General features: G+C 71.3%; 13 protein-coding genes. 10 read left to right on the top strand and 3 right to left on the bottom strand.

Annotated elements, in window-relative coordinates:
- Positions 1–60 precede the first annotated feature (60 nt).
- From AB0G01_RS24895 to AB0G01_RS24875, 5 genes are all read left to right on the top strand, one after another.
- Positions 61–4,983, top strand: a complete 4,923-nt coding sequence (locus AB0G01_RS24895; RefSeq protein ID WP_360949426.1) for a beta-ketoacyl synthase N-terminal-like domain-containing protein — start codon at positions 61–63, stop codon at positions 4,981–4,983.
- Positions 4,980–5,642 carry a class I SAM-dependent methyltransferase gene (locus tag AB0G01_RS24890; protein WP_360949424.1) on the top strand — a complete coding sequence of 221 codons (663 nt, stop codon included), beginning with the start codon at positions 4,980–4,982 and terminating at the stop codon, positions 5,640–5,642. The genes AB0G01_RS24895 and AB0G01_RS24890 overlap by 4 nt, the downstream gene beginning before the upstream one ends.
- A 51-nt stretch (positions 5,643–5,693) precedes the next feature.
- Positions 5,694–6,347, top strand: coding sequence for a DUF899 family protein (locus AB0G01_RS24885; RefSeq protein ID WP_360949422.1), 654 nt, complete (start codon positions 5,694–5,696; stop codon positions 6,345–6,347).
- 128 nt (positions 6,348–6,475) lie between these two features.
- Positions 6,476–8,032: a 4-hydroxyphenylacetate 3-hydroxylase N-terminal domain-containing protein gene (locus AB0G01_RS24880; RefSeq protein ID WP_360949420.1), complete on the top strand. Its 1,557-nt coding sequence runs from the start codon at positions 6,476–6,478 to the stop codon at positions 8,030–8,032.
- Between the two features lie 25 nt (positions 8,033–8,057).
- Positions 8,058–8,843, top strand: coding sequence for an alpha/beta hydrolase (locus AB0G01_RS24875; protein WP_360949418.1), 786 nt, complete (start codon positions 8,058–8,060; stop codon positions 8,841–8,843).
- Between the two features lie 290 nt (positions 8,844–9,133).
- Here the strand turns inward: AB0G01_RS24875 and AB0G01_RS24870 are convergent, their stop codons facing one another.
- Positions 9,134–9,880, bottom strand: a complete 747-nt coding sequence (locus AB0G01_RS24870; protein ID WP_360949416.1) for a DUF899 domain-containing protein — start codon at positions 9,878–9,880, stop codon at positions 9,134–9,136.
- Between the two features lie 173 nt (positions 9,881–10,053).
- Here AB0G01_RS24870 and AB0G01_RS24865 point away from each other — a divergent pair, with 173 nt between their 5' ends.
- Complete coding sequence (locus AB0G01_RS24865) at positions 10,054–11,784, top strand: non-ribosomal peptide synthetase (protein ID WP_360949414.1); 1,731 nt, start codon at positions 10,054–10,056, stop codon at positions 11,782–11,784.
- A gap of 39 nt (positions 11,785–11,823) precedes the next feature.
- Entirely contained in the window at positions 11,824–13,185 is a 1,362-nt protein-coding gene (locus tag AB0G01_RS24860; RefSeq protein WP_360949412.1) for a condensation domain-containing protein, read from the top strand.
- Positions 13,186–13,235: 50 nt separating this feature from the next.
- Here AB0G01_RS24860 and AB0G01_RS24855 read toward each other — a convergent pair whose 3' ends face one another.
- Positions 13,236–13,532, bottom strand: a complete 297-nt coding sequence (locus AB0G01_RS24855) for an antibiotic biosynthesis monooxygenase family protein (RefSeq protein WP_360949410.1) — start codon at positions 13,530–13,532, stop codon at positions 13,236–13,238.
- A gap of 185 nt (positions 13,533–13,717) precedes the next feature.
- On the bottom strand, positions 13,718–15,262 hold the full coding sequence (locus AB0G01_RS24850) for an MFS transporter (protein WP_360949408.1): 1,545 nt from the start codon (positions 15,260–15,262) through the stop codon (positions 13,718–13,720).
- Positions 15,263–15,449: 187 nt separating this feature from the next.
- Here AB0G01_RS24850 and AB0G01_RS24845 point away from each other — a divergent pair, with 187 nt between their 5' ends.
- The 3 genes from AB0G01_RS24845 to AB0G01_RS24835 all read left to right on the top strand — a co-directional run bounded on the left by AB0G01_RS24845 (position 15,450) and on the right by AB0G01_RS24835 (position 19,074).
- Entirely contained in the window at positions 15,450–16,415 is a 966-nt protein-coding gene (locus AB0G01_RS24845) for a sigma-70 family RNA polymerase sigma factor (protein ID WP_360949406.1), read from the top strand.
- A 230-nt stretch (positions 16,416–16,645) separates the two neighbouring features.
- Complete coding sequence (locus tag AB0G01_RS24840; protein ID WP_360949404.1) at positions 16,646–17,788, top strand: epoxide hydrolase family protein; 1,143 nt, start codon at positions 16,646–16,648, stop codon at positions 17,786–17,788.
- Positions 17,789–17,832: 44 nt separating this feature from the next.
- A complete protein-coding gene (locus AB0G01_RS24835; RefSeq protein WP_360949402.1) occupies positions 17,833–19,074 on the top strand; it encodes a cytochrome P450 in 1,242 nt (413 codons plus the stop codon).
- Position 19,075: the final 1 nt, after the last annotated feature.

Here is a 19,075-nt window from a genome sequence, read left to right as displayed (position 1 = left end):
CAGTGGATGGTGGCACGTCGTGGAGCACGTCGTGGGGTCGGCGTCCGGTGGGGGGTGGTCATGACCGAGCCCATCGCGGTGGTCGGCGTCGGGTGCCGCTTCCCCGGCGGGGTCGGGACACCGGAGGCGTTCTGGGACCTCGTCGTGGCGGGCCGCGACACGTCCGGACCCGCGCCCACCGAGCGCTGGGACTGGTACCGCGACCTGAGCCCGGCGCACGAGGCCGCGTTGCGCCACGTCACCTCCCGTGGCAGCTTCCTGGACGACGTGGCCGGTTTCGACGCGGCGTTCTTCGGCCTGTCCGGCCGCGAGGCCGAGCTGATGGACCCGCAGCAGCGCATCCTGCTGGAGACGGCGTGGGAGGCGTTGGAGCACGCGGGCGTGCCGCCGCACTCGCTGGCGGGCACCGAGACCGGCGTGTACATCGGCTTCTGCACGGCCGACTACGGCCGCCGGCTGCTGGAGGACCTGCCCGGCATCGAGGCGTGGACCGGGATCGGCGCGGCGACGTGCGCGCTGGCCGACCGGATCGCCCACGCGCTGGACCTGCGCGGCCCGAGCCTGGCCGTGGACACCGCCTGCTCCGCGTCGCTGGTGTCGTTGCACCTGGCCTGCCAGGGCCTGCGGGCGGGCGACTGCTCGACCGCGCTGGCGGGCGGGGTGAACCTGATCTTGTCACCGGGCGAGACGCTGTCGCTCGACGCGGCGGGCGCGCTGTCCCCGGACGGCCGCAGCAAGCCGTTCGACGCCGACGCGGACGGCTACGGGCGCGGTGAGGGCTGCGGTGTCCTGGTGCTGCGGCGGCTGTCCGACGCGCGGCGCGCGGGCGACCGGGTGCTGGCCGTGGTGCGGGGCAGCGCGGTGAGCCAGGACGGCCGCACCGAGGGCATCATGGCCCCGTCCGGACCGGCGCAGGAGCACGTCATGCGCCGGGCCTGCGCGAACGCCGGCATCGACCCGACGACCGTGGGATTCGTGGAGGCGCACGGCACCGGCACGCGGCTGGGCGACCCGGCCGAGGTGGCGGCGTTGAGCGCGGTCTACGGCCGGGACGAGCCGTGCCCGATCGGCTCGGTCAAGGGCAACATCGGCCACCTCGAAGGCGCGGCCGGCGTGGCGAGCGTGGTGAAAGCGGTGCTCGCGCTGGAACGCGGAGTGGTACCGCCCGGGGTGCTGCGCCGGCTCAACCCCGACATCCCGTGGGAGGACAACGGACTGCGCGTGGCGACGGAGGCCGAGCCGTGGACCGGCCACCCGCGTCGGGCGGCGGTGTCCGGGTTCGGGTACGGCGGGGCGATCGCGCACGTCGTGCTGGAGCAGGCACCCGAGGATGCGCCGGGGGTGGGTCCGGGGGCTGGGACGTGGGTTGGGTCGGGGGTGCGCGAATCGGGGGGATCGCGGTTCGCCGAGCGGGGTGGACTGCGGGTCTACCCGGTGTCGGCGGCCTCGGCCGAGGCGCTGGCGGCGGGTGCCGGGCGGTTGGAACGGAGGTTGGCGGACGGTGTGCCGTTGACGTCGGTGGGTCACACCCTGGCGTTGCGCCGGTCGCACCTGGCACATCGCGCGGTCGTGCCCGCGACCGGACCGGACGACCTGCGTGCCCGACTGCGGGTGCTGGCCAACGGCCAGGCCGTGGACGGGGTGACCGTCGGGCGTCCGGTGAACGGGCCGGGACCCGTGTTCGTGTTCTCCGGGCACGGTTCGCAGTGGCCCGGGATGGGACGGGAGCTGCTGGAGGCCGAGCCCGCGTTCGGCGCGGCGCTGGACGAGGTCGAGCCGGTGTACCGGCGTGAGATGGGGTTCTCGCCCCGGAAGGCGTTGCGGGATGGCGACCTCGGCGACGTGGCCCGCACGCAGGCGTTGATCTTCACGGTACAACTGGGCCTCACCTCGGTCTGGCGGTCCTACGGCGTGACGCCCGCCGCCGTGATCGGGCACTCCGTGGGCGAGATCGCGGCGGCGGTCGCGTGCGGCGGACTCGACCCGCTCGACGGCGCGCGGTTGGTCTGCCGCCGGTCGCTGCTGTTGCGACGGGTCGCGGGCCGGGGCGCAATGGCGCTGGTGGGCCTGGATTCCGACGAGGTGACGCGCCGGTTGGCGGGACGTGGTGACGTGGTGGTCGCGATCATCCCTTCGCCGTCGACCACGGTGGTGTCGGGCGAGCCCGCCGCCGTGGCGGACTTCCTCACGCGGTGCGGTGACGCCCTGGTGCGCGAGATCGCGTCGGACGTGGCCTTCCACAGCCCGCAGATGGAACCGCTGCTCGCGGACCTCAAAGCGGTGGACGTCCTGCCCCGCGAGCCGGCCATCCCGGTGTACCGTACGGCGGTGGCCGACCCCCGCTCGCGGGTCGCGCTGGACGCCGACTACTGGGTGCGGAACCTGCGCGAACCCGTGCGCCTGGCCGCAGCGGTGTCGGCGGCGGCGGCGGACGGGTACCGGGCGTTCCTCGAAATCTCCGCGCACCCGGTCGTCGCCCATTCCGTCGTCGAGTGCCTGGCCGACTTGGACGACGACACGGCGGTCGGGTGGACGTTGCGCCGGGACCGCCCCGAACAGCGGGAGTTCCTGTCATCGCTGGGCCAGGCGCACTGCCACGGCGTGCGGGTCGACTGGGCGCGGCTCCACCCGTCGGGTCACCTGGTCACCCTGCCGACGGTGGCGTGGCAGCACCGCGACCACTGGCGCACCCCAGAGCCCGTGACGGGCACGCGTGGCCACGACGTCACCGCGCACACGTTGCTCGGCGCACGGACCGCCGTGGCGGGCAGTGCCGTGACGGCGTGGCGGACCTCGCTGGACGACACCAACCGCCCCTACCCGGGCAGTCACACCGTGAGTGGCACGGAACTCGTGCCGGCGGCGGTGCTGGCGCAGACGTTCCTGGACGCCGGGGGCGGTGGCGTGCTCGTCGACCTGGTGATGCGGCGGCCCTTGTTGACCGCGCAACGCCGTGAGGTCCAAGTAGTGCGGGAGGGCGGACGGTTGCGGCTGGCCTCCCGGATCGAAGCGGGTCAGGGTGAAGCGGGTCAGGGTGAAGGCGGTACCGAGGGAGAGTGGACCGTGCACGCCGAGGCTGAGGCCTCGTCCACGCGGCCGGTCCCCCCGATCCCTGGCAGCACCGCGCTGGACTCCGTGGACACCGATTTCGTGCGGCGCAGGCTCACCGCTGTCGGCGTGCCCTCCACCGGGTTCGACTGGACGATCGAGCGCCTGGCCGTCGGCCGAGGTCGGCTGCGGGCTGACGTGGTGACGGCTCCGGGTTCGACCTGGGCACCGGTGGTGGACGCGGTGATGACTCTCGCGCCGGCCGCGTTCGAGGGTGAGCCGGAGTTGCGGATGGCGGTCCGCGTCGACCGGCTGGAGGTCGTCGGTGGGCCGCCCTCGGCGTTCACCGTGGAGGTGACTCCGGCCGGACCCGACACCGTGGACGTGGTGGTGTCGGCGGGTGGCGTGGTGGCCGCCTATGCGACTGGGCTGCGGTATCCGGTGATCGGGCGGGCGGGTCGGTCGGTGCATCGGTTCGTCTGGAAGCCGTTGGACCTGCCGGTTGCCTGTGACGGTCCGGAGATGCAGGGCGGTCGGGGTGTCGAAGGCGGTTTGCGGGTGGTGGTGGTTGGGCCGTTGCAGGCGTTGCGCAACGCCATGGGCGACGGGCTGACCGCCGCTGGAATCCCCTGGCACGCTGTGGATCGACTGATCGAGCTCGACCCGCTCGACGCGGTTACCGATGTCGTGGTCATAGGTGATGTGGAACTGGCCGACCCTGCCCTGCTGACGGACGCGGCTGCTGCTGCGGTCGTGGGAGGTGAGGCGGTCGCGCGGGTGTGGTGCGTGACGGCGGGGGTGCGGGAGTGCGCCGACGAGGGGCGGCTGGCGCAGACTTCGTTGTGGGGTGTGGCGCGTGCGCTTCACGTGGACCAACCTGTGACGGTCGTGGATGTCGACCCGGGCACGTCTTGGGTTCCGCTGGCAGTGTCGTTGCTGGGCGAAGACCTGCCCGACGCGGTGGTCGTCCTACGGGCTGGCTCGGCGGCTGTGCCTCGGTTGGAGTCGGCAATTCACCGCACGCCGGTGTCTTGCCGGGCAGAGAGCACCTACCTGGTCACCGGCGGGCTCGGGGAAGTGGGACTGGCTGCGACGCGGGAACTGGTGTCCCGTGGTGCGCGGAGAATTGTATTGGTGGGGAACGATGTCCTTCCACCGCGTCGGGTGTGGGATGAGGTGGAGGACGCTGCTCTGCGGCGGCGGGTCGACGTGATCCGGTGGTGTGAGGAGCAGGGCGTCACCGTGCGGGTCGTGGAGAGCGCCCAGGTGTTCGACGATCTGCCACCGGTCTTGGGAATTGTGCATGGGGAGGAACGGGATGCGTCTTGTCTGCATTCCCTTTATCCGCCGGGTAGTCTGGACTTTCTGGTTCTGTGCGTCCCGGGTAACGCGTTCTTCCTGCCTGCGGACGTCGAAGCGGCGGTCACTGGCGCTGGGCACGAAGGGCTCGCCGAGTTTCGTGGCGGTGACACGACAGTCTTGACGTGGCTGGGTGTCACGCCTGAAGAGGCGTTGGCAGCCTGGGACGGGCCCGGATTCACCGTCGTGGTCCAGGACGCGGACGACCTCCCAGAGCCTCTCCGCTCCCCCGTTGCCGAGTCGGGACCAGGCGATGCGCGAGATGCCGAGGTCGTGCCGGAGCAGCTCCGGGAGCACGTGCTCCACGAGGTCGGCGCGCAGATCGCCGCCGAGATGAGACTCGCCGAGAGCGGCCTCGACCACCGCCGGCCGTTGGTGGACCAAGGGTTGGACTCGGTGATGGGCGTGATGGTCCGCAAGCGGCTGGAGAAGCGTTTCGGGTACGACCTGCCGGCGGTCCTGCTGTGGCAGCGACCCACGGTCACGGCCATCGCCGATCACCTGGTGGAGCTGTTGCGGGCCGGGGCGGCGCGGAGCCGGTCCACCTTCGACCAGGACAGCGGGTGGGATCGATGAGACTGGAACTGACCATGACGGAGGCGTTGCACGACTACGTCACCGGGATATCGCCGCCCGAGCCGGGTCCGCTGCGCGCGGTGCGCGAGGAAGCCGGCTACCTCGGAGCGGGCATGATGCAGGTGCCGCCGCAGGAAGCCCGTTTCCTGGCCACGCTGATCAAGGCCGTGGGCGCGCGCCGGACGTTGGAGGTCGGCGTGTTCACCGGCTACAGCCTCCTGGCGACGGTGCTCGCACTGCCGCCGGACGGGCAGGTCGTCGCGCTGGACATCAGCGAGGAGTGGACGTCGCTGGCGATGGCGCACTGCCGGCGGGCGGGCGTGGCGCACCAGGTCGACCTGCGTGTCGGCGACGCCCGCGACACGCTCGCCGCGCTGCTCGCCGAGGACGGCGCGGCCGGGTCGTTCGACTTCGCGTTCATCGACGCGAACAAGGAGGGTTACGCCGACTACTTCGACGGTGCGCTGGCCCTGCTGCGACCGGGCGGCGTGATCGTGGTCGACAACGTGCTGTGGCACGGCGCGGTGGCCGATCCGGACGCGACGGATTCGGAGACGGAAGCGGTGCGCGCCTTCAACGAGCGGGTGCGGAACGACGATCGCGTCGACTACGCCGTGCTGCCACTGGCCGATGGGATGACCGTCGCGGTGAAACGGTGAAGCGGTGAATTCGGAGCAGCGGAGAGTTCGGAGCAGTGGAGAGGAGAGGGCATGACGGTGATCAAGTCGGTGACCCGGCAGGAGTGGGCCGCCGCGCGCAGGGAGCTGTACGAACGGGAAGCCGAGCTGATCCGGCTGCGGGACGAGGTGAGCGAGCAGCGCCGCGCCCTGCCCGGGGTCCTGGTGGAGGACGACGCCACGTTCGACTCCGAGCACGGGAAGCGGCGGCTGATCGACCTGTTCGACGGCAGGCGGCAGTTGATCCTGTACCACTACATGGTTCCCGTGGAGACCGGGAAGTTCTGCACGTCGTGCGCGTTCTGGATCGACAACATCGGGCACCTGGCGCACCTGCGGGCGCGTGACACCAGCTTCGCGGTGGACTGCCCGGTGCCGCTGGCAGAGGGTCTGGCGTTCAAGAAGCGGATGGGCTGGGAAGTCCCGTGGGTGTCGTCCCACGGCACGACGTTCTACGAGGACCACTTCGTCGACTTCGACGACGGCGAGCGGATCCAGCCCGGCGTGAGCGTGTACATCCGGGACGACGAGGACCGGATCCACCGGACCTACTCGACGTTGATCACCGGCGGCGAGATGTTGAACTCCACCTACCACTACCTGGACCTGACCCCGTTGGGGCGTCAGGAGGAAGGGCTGGGGTTCAAGCACGACTGGGTCCGCTACCACGACGAGTACGACGCCTGAGCCGGCGGTGCCGGTCCGGTCGTGACAAGTGTGACGTCGGGCGAAGTCCGGGCTGCGAGGTTCCGGCTGAGAAGTCCGGGCCGCGAGGTTCGGGCCGAGTCCGGGCGTGAGGGAAGGGATCGAGAGCTGTGGCTGAGCAACCTGCGCGGGAGACCCGCCCGCTCACCGGCGACGAGTACCTGGCCGGCCTGCGCGACGGCCGGGAGATCTACCTGTACGGGGACCGCGTCAAGGACGTCACCGAGCACGCGGCGTTCCGCAACCCGGCACGGATGACCGCCCGGCTCTACGACGCCCTGCACGACCCGGCGATGCGGGGCGTGCTGACCAAGCCGACCGACACCGGCAGCGACGGGTACACGCACCCGTTCTTCACGACGCCGCGCAGCGTGGACGACCTGGTGGCGGACCAGCGCGCGATCGCCGAGTGGGCGAGGCTGAGTTACGGCTGGATGGGCCGCAGCCCGGACTACAAGGCGTCGTTCCTCGGCACGCTCGGCGCGAACGCGGACTTCTACGCGCCGTTCGAGGACAACGCCCGGCGGTGGTACCGGGAGTCGCAGGAGAAGGTGCTGTTCTGGAACCACGCGATCGTGCACCCGCCGGTGGACCGGAACCGGCCCGCCGACGAGGTCTCGGACGTGTTCATCCACGTGGAGAAGGAGACCGACGCCGGCCTGGTGGTCAGCGGCGCGAAGGTGGTCGCGACCGGGTCGGCGCTGACCCACTACAACTTCGTGGCGCACTGGGGACTGCCGATCAAAGACAAGCGGTTCGCGCTGGTGGCCACGGTCCCGATGAACGCGCACGGCGTGAAGCTCATCTGCCGCAACTCCTACAGCGCGAACGCCGCGGTGACCGGTCGGCCCTTCGACTACCCGCTGTCCTCGCGGCTGGACGAGAACGACACGATCCTGGTGCTGGACAAGGTGTTGATCCCGTGGGAGAACGTCTTCATCTACGGCAACATCGGGAAGGTCCAGGCGTTCACCGGGCAGTCGGGGTTCAACGAGCGCACCACGTTCCACGGCTGCATCCGCCTCGCGGTGAAGCTGGAGTTCATCGCCGGGCTGCTGGCCAAGGCGCTGGAGATCACCGGGTCCCGCGAGTTCCGCGGCATCGAGACCCGGCTGGGCGAGGTGCTGGCCTGGCGGAACCTGTTCTGGGGCCTGTCCGACGCGTCCGCCCGCAACCCCCTGCCGTGGCGCAACGGCGCGTTGCTGCCCAACCCGGACTACGGCATGGCCTACCGCTGGTTCATGCAGCTCGGGTACTCGCGGGTGCGGGAGATCGTGCTCCAGGACGTGGCCAGCGGGTTGATCTACGTCAACTCCAGCGCGGACGACTTCAAGAACGAGGACCTGCGGCCGTACCTGGACAAGTACCTGCGCGGCTCGAACGGGGTCGAGGCCGTGGATCGCTCCAAGGTGATGAAGCTGCTCTGGGACACGGTGGGCACGGAGTTCGCCGGGCGGCACGAGCTCTACGAGCGCAACTACTCCGGGAACCACGAGAACGTCCGGATCGAACTGCTCAACGCCCAGGTGTCGTCCGGGAAGCTGGCCGGTTACCAGGAGTTCGTGGACCGGTGCCTGTCGGAGTACGACCTCGACGGCTGGACCGTGCCCGACCTGACCTCCATCACCGACCTCTCCCACATCCGCGACGACATGGCCAACGGCTGACCACACACGACACGGGAGCTCCGCAATGCACACAGTCACCTCGAAGGACGGGACGCCGATCAGCGTGGACCAGTTCGGCGAAGGCCCGCCGCTGGTGCTGATCGAGGGCGCGTTGAACGACCTGGCGACCACGAAGCCGTTGGGGGTGTTGCTCTCCGGCCGGTTCACCGTGTTCGCCTACGACCGGCGCGGGCGCGGTGCCAGCGGCGACGTCCAGCCGTACTCGGTGGACCGCGAGATCGAGGACTTGGACGCGGTGCTCGCGGAGACCGGCGAGCCGCCGTACGTGTTCGGCAACTGCTCCGGCGGCGCGCTGGTGCTGGAGGCCGCCGCGCGGGGACGCGAGTTCGCCGCGTTGGCGTTGTACGAACCGCCCTACTCGCTCCCCGAGGACCGCAGCCTGCCGCCGCGGTACTCCTCGCAGTTGTCGTCGTTCATCGCGGAGGACCGGCGGGGCGATGCGCTGGAGCTGTTCATGAAGGGGTGTGCGGACCTGCCGGACGAGGCGGTCGCGCAAGTCCGCAGTTCACCGATGTGGGTGGGACTGGAAGTCCTCGCGCCCACGCTGCGGTACGACGACGCGCTGATGGGCGACTGCTCGTTGCCGGTGGAGCGGCTGTCGTCGGTGCGGACGCCGACCTTGGTCATCGACGGCGGGGACAGCCTGCCGTGGGCGCGCAACGGTGTGCGGGCGTTGGCGGACGTGTTGCCGAACGGGCGTCGGCACTCGATGGAGGGGCACACGCACCTGCTGGTGCCGGAGGCGGTCGCTCCCCTGTTGGCGGACTTCTTCACTGGTTCGCGGGTGTAAGGGTGTGGTGGGTGGAGAGTGGCGAAAATATTAAAGAATAAGAACGTCCTCGCCGGACGGGCGAGCCGCCAAGGATGACACTTGGGCGGTTGCCGTGCGGTGATGCGGTGGGCGTCGTGTCATCCCCGCATGGCCCGGTCGGAGACAACCACCCTTGGGTGGGTAGCGCAAGCGAAGGCGTGCTTGCACTACCCACCCAAGCGCGGTTCGCTGGCGCGCGGGCCATACGGGGATGACAGGACGCGATTGGGTCGATGTGACGAGGTGGAGGCGAGTTGGGTGGGGTGGGTTTAAGGGTGGAAGGTGGGGGCGGCTGGGTGGGGGTGCGGGGCGCGGTTGGTGGGGTGTTCCCAGGTCTCTTGGCGTCCCAGGGCGGTCAGGTCCAGGAAGGCGTAGGCTCCCAGGTTCATCTCCGTTCCGCGTCCGTAGGCCGAGTAGGTGTGGAAGACCTCGCCACCGTCGCGGATGAAGCAGCTCAGGCCGGGTTGCTCTGATGGCTGGTCGCCGGTGAAGTAGTACCCGCTGCCGTCTGCCCGGTGCTCGGGGATGGTCTTGTAGTTGTACTCCGCCGGCAGTACCGAGTCGTCCATGGTGACGTGGAAGTCGTGGTTGAAGTCGCTGCCGTACGAGGAGTACCAAGGGAATTCCCAGCCTCGGCGCGCTTTGTACGCTTCCAGTTTCGCCAGCGGTGCGCGTGACACGTAGACGAAAGCCGTGTCCCGGGCACGGAGGTGGCGCAGCCTGCCGGGGGACGATTCGTCGGCCCCTGCCGAGCAGCTAGGGCAGCCTTCGTCCCATTCCGGGTTGAACATGAAGTGGCTCACGATGAGCTGCCGACACCCGTCGAACAGGTCGGTCAAGCTCGCTTGTCCCTGCGGGCCTTCGAATGCGTACTCCTTGTCGATGCGCACCATGGGCAGGCCGCGTCGTTCGGCGTTGAGCGCGTCACGCGCCTTGGTCAGTTCCTTTTCCTTGCGCAGCAGCTCTTTTCGTGCGTCTACCCATTGCTCGCGGGACACCACCGGTGGCAGCGCCATCACGTCACCTCCATCGTCGTGTACTCCTGGACCGACCCGACACCAGATCGTCCGGTGCCGCAACTCCTTGAGTGCGCGGGTGACGCACGCGGGGAGATGCCCGCGCCCACGTCCGCGCGCGATGGTGGGGGCAGACGGCTCCCCACCCGGTGACCCAGATTGGAAACCCCGTCATGGACTTTCGTTCCATCCAGGCAAGGTTCACCGCCCAGGCCACCCGGACACCGGATGCGCCGGCGGTGTCCCTCGACGGCGTCAAGACGTCCTACCGGGAGTTGGACGAGCGGTCCGACCGGCTGGCCCGACGTCTGGTCGCGCTGGGTGCGGGTCCGGAACGCCCGGTGGTGGTGCTGCTGGAGCGCTCGCCGGAGTTGGTGGTGGCGACGCTCGCGGTGCTGAAGGCCGGGTCGTTCTACGTGCCGCTGCACCACGCCTACCCCGCGCGACGACGTCAGCAGGTGGTCGATCGTTTCGAGCGGCCGTTGCTGGTCGTGGATGAGGTGTCCTCGCGGGGTGGTGTGCCGGATCGGTGCCGGGTGGTGCCGGTCGAGGATTCGGGTGCCGGTGTCGACGAGGTGGGCGAGCTGGGCGCGGAGGGGGAACCGGGGCGGGCGGCGTACGTGATGTTCACGTCCGGTTCCACCGGGGAGCCCAAGGGGGTCACCGTCACGCATGAAGGTGTGGTGGGGCTCGCGTCCGATCCGCTGTGGGACCCCGAGGTGTGCCGGCGCACGCTCATGGTGTCGCCGTACGCGTTCAGCATGTCGACCTTCGAGCTCTGGGTTCCCCTGCTCAACGGCGGTGAGATCGTGCTGTACCCCGGCGCGGACCTCGACCTGGCCGCGCTGGGCGAGGTGATCGCCCGCGAGCGGGTCACGGTCGCGCACATCACCGCCGGGTTGTTCCGGGTGCTGGCCGAGGAGTCGCCTCGGCTGGTCGCTCCGCTGCGCGAGGTCATGACCGGCGGGGACGTGGTGTCGCCGACGGCCGTGGCGCGGGTGCTGGAGGCGTGCCCCGACCTGGTGGTGCGGGTCATGTACGGCGCTACCGAGACCAGCCTTTTCGTCACCCACGCGCCGATCGCCGCGCCGTACCGGCCGGAGAGCGGCGTGCCCATCGGGAAACCGTTGCGGGACAAGAGGGTGCACCTGCTGGACGACCGCTTGCGGCCGGTCGGGGACGGTGAGGTCGGCGAGATCTTCGTGGGTGGCGGGCTGGCGCGCGGTTACCTGGGGCAGCCCGACCTGACCGCCGAGCGGTTCGTGGTCGTGGGCGGTGACCGGCTGTACCGGACGGGCGACTTGGCGCGGTACCGGCCGGATGGGCGGCTCGACCTGCTCGGCCGGGCCGACGACCAGATCAAGGTGCGCGGGTTCCGGGTCGAGCCGGGCGAGGTGGAGGCGCTGGTGGCGGCGCACCCGGCGGTGCGGCACGTGGCGGTCGTGGTCCGCGCGGTGGCCGACGACAAGCGGTTGGTCGCGTACGTGGTGCCGTCGGCCGAGGTGTCGGCCGAGGAGCTGCGGGAGCACGTGGCCGGGCGGGCACCGGATTACCTGGTGCCGGCGGCTTTCGTGCTGCTGGCGGAACTCCCGTTGAGCCCCAACGGGAAGATCGACCGTCATGCGCTGCCGGAACCGGTCGGCCGGAACGGTTCCGGCGTGCCGGGGACGGAGACCGAGGAGTACCTGTGCGCGGTGTTCGCGGAGACCCTCGGCCTGCGGGCGGTCGGCGTGGACGACGACTTCTTCGACCTGTCCGGGCAGTCCATGCAGGCCATCCGGATGATCGCGCGCATCGAGCGGAAGACCGGTGTCTCGGTGACCATCGCGACCTTCTACGACAACCCGACGCCCGCGATGCTCGCGGAGCAGATCGACCAGGAGCGGGCCGCGCCGGTGGCGTGAGACGTCCACAACCCGTTCACCACAGGGAGGAGTGCCGGCATGAGTGCCTCGCCGGAGACCGCCGCGCCGCTGTCGTTCACCCAGGAGTTCCTCTGCCTGTTCGGCACGGACGAGACCGCCGGGCCGTTCGGGCCCCGCTACCACACCGTGCGCGGCTGGCGGGTGCTCGGACGCCTCGACGTCGACGTGCTGCGCGCCGCGCTCCTCGACGTCGTCGGCCGTCACGAGACGCTGCGGACGGTCATCGTCGCGGAGGGCCTGCCGCGCCAGGAGGTCCACGACCCGACCGCGCCCGAGGTGCGGGTGGACGAGCTCGGTGACGTGGTGCCCGCGAGGCGGGACCGGGCGGCCGAGGAGTTCCTCAACCGCCTGGAGGGTGAGGAGCTGCCCGTGCGGCACCTGCCGCACCTGCGGGTCGTGGTGGGGCGCTTCGACCAGGACGACTGGGTGGTCGGGCTGATCGCCCACCACGTCGCCATCGACGGGTGGTCGATGGAACTGCTGATGCGGGACGTCGTGGCGTGCTACCCCGCACGGGCCTCGGGCGCGGAGCCGGACTTGCCGCCGGTGCCGCAGTACCGCGAGCACGCGGCGTGGCACCGCGAGCACCTGACGCCGGCGGTGCTGGCGGACGCCACCGCCTACTGGCGCGCCAAGCTGGCCGGTGCGCGGATGCTGGGCCTGCCGTCGGACCGCCCTCGGGTGCCGGGGGCGAAGCGGGTCACCTCCGCGCACCGGTTCCCCGTCGAGCCGGACCTGGTGGCGCGGGCGCTCGCCTTCGCCCGGACCAACCGGGCGTCGGCGTTCATCGTCACGATGACCGCGCACAACCTGCTGGCCCACCAGTTGACCGGGCAGACCGACGTGGTGGTCCCGACCATCACCTTCGGCCGCAACCACCCCGACTACGAACGCACAGTGGGTCCGTTCTTCAACTTCGTGCCGCTGCGCACGGACCTGTCCCGGTGCCGGACGTTGCGGGACGTCTTCGACGAGACCAGGCAGACCTGCCTGGAGGCGCAGAGCCACGAGGTGCCGTTCGCGTTCGTCCTGGGCGAGGCCCCGGGGCTGATGGAGACCTTCGCCGACCCGGCCGTGACGGTGTGCGCGTTCCAGGTCTTCCAGTACCCGGAGGCGAACGTCGGGCGGATGGGCGATTTGGAGTACGGCGAGATCCGCCACCGCACGCTGTCCCACGAGGTGGGGTCGGACATCCCGGACGGGACGCTGGCGACGCTGGAGGTCGACCAGCACGACGGCGCGTTCGGCAACTTCCGCTACGACCGCGCGGAGCTGGACCCGGCCACGCTCGACCGGTGGGTGGCGTCGTACCGCCGGCTGCTGCGGCTGGTCGTCACCGCCCCCGGCACGGCGGTGGACGAGGCGCTGCGCGAGGCGTGAACGCGGCGGTGCCCCCGACCGCGTGGTCGGGGGCACCGCCGCGAAACCGGTCAGGCGTCGAACGGCGGACCGGACTTGGCGACGTCGTGCTTCTGCATGGACGCGTCGTCGATCTCCACCGAGGACTTCGGCGGCGGGGCGACGGACCGCCAGGCGTCGAGCTTTTCGGGGGACTCCCAGAACTCGAAGATGTTCACCCGGCCCGGGTCGAGGGGGTCCGGTGAGATCGACAGGTCGAGGCATCCGGGTGCCTTGCGGGACTCCTCCACGATGTGGCGGTGCCCCTCCAGGAAATCGCCCCGGTCTTCCGGGGCCATGGTCAGATGTCCAGCGACGATCACGGTCACCGTGGTGTCCTCTCTTGTGCCACGACGCGGTGGGAGCACCTCGCCGGGGAGTTCGCCGGAGTTTTCGCATCAGGGGTCGATCGCATTCGACCGTACCCGTGACGACCACCCCGCGCACTGTGCGCGGCTGCGTATTCAACCGCGCCTCGTCCACCGGTTTCCCGGTCTTATTCGGAGCGAAACGGCTATTCGGCGGGAGTGTCCGCCAGTGCGCGTTCGGACTCCTGTTCGGCGGGCTTGCCGCGCAGGAAGACCAGCGCGATCACGGCCAGCACCACGAAGGTCGCGCCGCCGACCGCCGCGCCGACGTGCAGCGCGCTCATGAACGCCTGGTGCGCGGCGCGCAGCACCTCGTCGGCGACGCCGCCGGACAGGTCCCGCGCGACGGCCGCGGCACCGGCCAGGCTCTCCCCCGCCACGTCCCGGGCGTCGCCGGTCACCTCGGCGGGCACGGTCACCGCGCCGCGGTAGACCGCCGCGCCGATCGCGCCGAACGCCGCGATGCCCAGCGCCACGCCGAGCTGGTTGCTGGTCTCCGACACCGACGCGGCGGCACCGGCCTTCTCCGGCCGCACCGACCCGACCACGGCGTTCGTGCCCAGCGCGATCGCGGGACCGGCCCCGATGTAGAGGATCACGATGCCCGCGAGCAGCATCGGCAGCCCGGAGGACTCGCCGATCAGCATCAGCAGCACGAACCCGACGACCGAGACCAGCAGGCCGGACGCGATGGCCACGCCGGGGCTGAGCCTGCGCCCGAGCTTCGGCCCGACCATGGTGCCGACCGCGATGGACAGGCCCACCGGCATCAGCCACAGGCCCGCTTCCGCCGGGGACAGCGCCTCCACCAACTGCACGTACTGGCTGACCAGCAGGAAGATGCCGCCCAGCGTCGCGCTGGCGATGAGCAGGATGGTCAGCGCGGCGCTGAACGGGCGACTCGCGAACAGGCCGAGGTCCAGCAGCGGGTGCTCCAACCGCCGTTGCCGCGCCCCGAACAGCCACCCGAAGACCAGGCCCACCACGACCGCCACCAGCGGCACGACCTCCGGTCCCAGCCGGGCGATCTCCTTGACGCCCCAGATCACCGGCAGGATCGCGGCCAGCGACAGGCCGACGCTGACCAGGTCGAGCCGGCCGGGGGCGGGGTTGCGGAACTCGGGCAGCACGAACGGTCCGGCGATCAGCAGCACGGCCAGCACCGGCACCGCCATCAGGAACACCGCGCCCCAGCCGAAGCCCTGGAGCAGCAGGCCGCCGACCACGGGGCCGAGCGCGCCACCGGCCATCATGCAGCTCGCCCACATCGCGATGGCCGTGCCGCGCTGCTTGGGGTCGTGGAACATGTTGCTGATCAGGGCCAGCGTGGACGGCATCAGCGTGGCACCGGTGACGCCCATCAGGGCCCGGGTCGCGATCAGCATCTCCGCGCTGGTCGACAGCGCCGCGACGACCGACGCGGCGGCGAAGATGCCCGCGCCGATCAGCAGGAGCCTGCGCCGGCCGACCCGGTCGCCGAGGTTGCCCATGGTGACCAGGAACCCGGCGAGCAGGAACGAGTAGATGTCCAGGATCCAGAGCTGCTGGTTGGCGCTCGCGCCCAGGTCGGCGCTCAGGTGCGGCAGGGCCAGGTACAGGACGCTGATGTCCATCGACAGCAGCAGCGTGGGCAGCGCGAGCACCGCCAAGCCGGCCCACTCCCGGCGTCCTGCCCGGTTCGTGTCGTGCATGAGGGTCCTCTCGCGTTGGGCGGGCATCGCCGTACAGACCACGCCCGCGCCGGAAAGTCGTCGCCGGATCGGCGGCAGTTCTCCGCCGATCCGGTTTTGCCTGGTGGCAGGTGCGGGTGGCGGTGCGTGTCCACCCGATGACACCCGGTCGGACTACGATCGGGGCAGGCGACGCGGGAGGGCCGCAATGACCACGGTGCACAGCGGCGCGACGGACGAGGACTTCTCCCGGCTCACCGACCCCTACCGCCGGGAACTGCTCACCCACTGCTACCGGATGCTGGGCTCGGCGCAGGACGCCGAGGACCTGGTGCAGGAGACCTACCTGCGGGCGTGGCGCGCCTACGAGCGCTTCGAGCACCTCTCGTCGCTGCGCACGTGGCTGTACCGGATCGCCACCCGGACCTGCCTGACCGCCCTGCACACCCGGTCCCGCCGGCCGCTGCCGGTGGACCTGGGCGGTCCCGCCGCCGACTGCACCGATCCCGGCCGGGCCCGGCACGACGTGCCGTGGCTGCAACCCCTGCCGGACGACCCGGCGGGCGTCGTGACCGCGCGGGAGGGCATCCGGCTGGCGTTCGTCGCCGCCCTCCAGCACCTGCCGCCGCGCCCGCGCGCCGTGCTGATCCTGCGCGATGTGATGGGGTGGCGGGCCGCCGAGGTGGCCGACGTCCTGGAGACCACGGCGACGGCGGTGAACAGCTCGTTGCGGCGGGCCCGCGCGCAGTTGGCGGAGGTCTCGCCCCGGCGGGAGCACACCGCCGAGCCGCCGGCCGCCGAGCAGCGCGCGCTGCTCGACCGCTACGTCACCGCGTTCGAGAATGACGACGTCACCGCCCTCGTGGAGCTGTTCACGACGGACACCACCTGGCAGATGCCGCCGCAGCCGGTCTGGTTCCGGGGTCCGGCGACGATCGCCGGGCACCTGGCGACCCGGTGCCCGGCCGGGCCGGGCGACGTCCGGCTGCTGCCGACGCGGGCCAACGGGCAGCCGGCGTTCGCGACCTACCGCCGCACGACCCCCGGCGGTCGGCACCGCATCACCTGCCTCCAGGTGCTGACGCTGACCCGGACGCACATCACCCAGGTCGTGACGTTCGCCGACCCGGGCCTGTACGCGTCCTTCGGCCTCCCGGAGACGTGGCCCGCGTAGCGGTTCCCCGAAAAGCCCTTCCTCCTGGTCGGTAATACTCCCCCGCCGGGTCCCGCGCACCTTCGCGCAGGCCTTTCCCGGAATTCTTCTTCGAATGTGCGCTGCACCGGCCTGGATTGCCCGATCGCACTCCGGGAGATGCGTCGACCGTTTCCCCTGACCGATGCTCACCAGGTCGGGAATTCGCCGGAACCGCCCGGCGCGTCGGCCGGCCGGAGAGCGAGGGTGCGATGAGGCCGTTCACGATCGACATTCCGCGGGAGGACCTGGACGACCTGCGGGCGCGGCTCGCGCGCACCCGGTGGCCGGACGTGCCCGGCGGGGCCGGGTGGGAGCGCGGCGTGCCGGTCGACGAGCTGCGCGCGCTGGCCGAGTACTGGCGCACCGGGTTCGACTGGCGGGCGGAGGAGGAGCGGCTCAACGCGCTGCCCCAGTTCGTCACCGGGCTCGACGGCGCGCCGGTGCACTTCCTGCACGTCCGCTCGCCGCGCCCGGACGCGCTGCCGCTGCTGGTCACCCACGGCTGGCCCGGGTCGGTGCGGGAGTTCACCGGCGTGGCCGGTCCGCTGTCCGACCCCGAGGCGCACGGCGGGGACCCGGCGGACGCCTTCCACCTGGTGATCCCGTCCATCCCCGGTTACGGCTTCTCCCGCCCGCTCACCGACACCGGCTGGGACGTGCCGCGCATCGCGCGCGCCTGGCACGAGCTGATGACCCGCCTGGGGTACCGGCGCTACGGGGTGCAGGGCGGTGACGCCGGCTCGCCGATCTCCCTGGCGCTGGGCGCGATGTACCCGGAGCACGTCGTGGGCGTGCACGTGAACATGCTGATGGCGTTCCCCTCCGGCGACCCGGCCGAGCTCGCCGCGCTGGACGACGAGGGCCGCCGCCGGCTGGGCCTGCTCCGGGAGTTCGACCTCGACCGCTCCGCCTACATGAAGGTGATGGCGACCCGGCCCCGGACCCTGGCCTACGCGCTGGCCGACTCGCCGGTGGGCCAGCTCGCCTGGATCGCCGAGAAGTTCCACGAGTGGACCGGCGGGCCCGACGCCGTGGACCGGGACGCCCTGCTGGCCATCGTGTCGATCTACTGGCTGACCGGCACGGCGGGCTCCTCGGCCCAGTTCTACTACGAGGGCGCGAGCGCCGTGCGCGCGGCGGCCTCCGGCGCGCCACCGCCGCCGGTGACCGTGCCGATCGGGGTGGCGGTGTTCCCGCACGACCTGTTCGTGCCGGTGCGCGCGTTCGCCGAGCGCGACCACCCGTCCATCGTCCGGTGGACCGAGTTCGACCGCGGCGGCCACTTCGCGGCCCTGGAGCAACCCGACCTGTTCACCGGCGACGTCCGCTCGTTCTTCCGGGAGGTCCGATGAGCGACCAGAACACGGCTGTCCGAAGCGCGACCGGGGGGTGTCCGGTGCCCGCGCCCCCCTCGACCGGCTGCCCGGTGCTCGACCCGACCGGCCGCGACCTGCACGCCTCGTCCGACGAGTTGCGCGCGCAGGGCCCGGCGGTGCGGGTCGTGCTGCCCGGCGGCGTGCCCGCGTGGGCGGTCAACGAGCACCGGGCGATCCGCGCGGTGCTGACCGATCCCCGGGTGACCAAGAGCGCGCGCGACCACTGGCCCGCGTTCATCGACGGCGAGATCCCGCCGGACTGGGAGATGATCAGTTGGATCGCCATGGACAACATGGTGACCTCCCACGGCAGGGAGCACGTCCGGCTGCGGCGGTTGGTGGGCAAGGCGTTCACCGCGCGGCGCACCGAGGCGATCCGGCCGTGGATCGTGCGGCTCGCCGACGACCTGGTGGACGCGCTGGAGCGCACGCCCCCCGGCGAGGTGGTGGACCTGCGGGAGCGCTTCGCCTACCCGTTGCCCGCGCGGCTGGTCGCCGACCTGATCGGCATGTCCGAGGACGCCCGCGCCAAGACCGCGACGGTGATCGACCTGATGGTCGACACGACCGTCACGCCCGAGCAGGCCCAGGACGTGCTGCTGGGCTGGCGCGGCGCGATGGCCGACCTGATCGCCGAGAAGCGCCGCTCCCCCGGTGACGACATCACCAGCGACCTGGTGGCGGCCCGCGACGAGGACGGCTCGCGGCTGTCCGAGGAGGAGCTGACCGACACCATCTTCGCCATCCTGGGCGCGGGTTCCGAGACCACCATCAACTTCTTCGACAACGCGATCACCGCCCTGCTGGCCCACCCCGGGCAGCGGGCGCTGGTCACCTCCGGCGAGGCGACCTGGGACGACGTGATCGACGAGACGCTGCGCGTGCAGTCGCCGCTGGCGAACCTGCCGCTGCGCTACGCGGTGGAAGACGTCGAGCTCGACGGGGTGACCATCCCGAAGGGCGACGCGATCCTGGTCAACTACAGCGCCTACGGGCGCGACCCGGGCCTGCACGGGGACCGCGCGGGCGTGTTCGACCTGTCCCGCGAGGACAAGGAGCACCTGTCCTTCGGGCTCGGCCCGCACTACTGCCTCGGCGCGGGCGTGGCCCGCTCGGTGGCCACGATCGGGCTGTCCACGCTGTTCGGCCGGTTCCCGGACATGGCCCTCGCGGTCGACCCGTCCGAGCTGGAGCCGCTGCCCACGTTCATCATGAACGGCCACCAGGCCCTGCCCGTCCGCCTGCGCCCGGCCGGGAACTGAG

The sequence above is a fragment of the Actinosynnema sp. NPDC023587 genome (genome assembly GCF_040640215.1).
In the GTDB taxonomy this organism is placed as follows: domain Bacteria; phylum Actinomycetota; class Actinomycetes; order Mycobacteriales; family Pseudonocardiaceae; genus Actinosynnema.
Note: the sequence above shows the minus strand (reverse complement) of the source record. Positions and strands in the feature narration are given on the sequence as shown.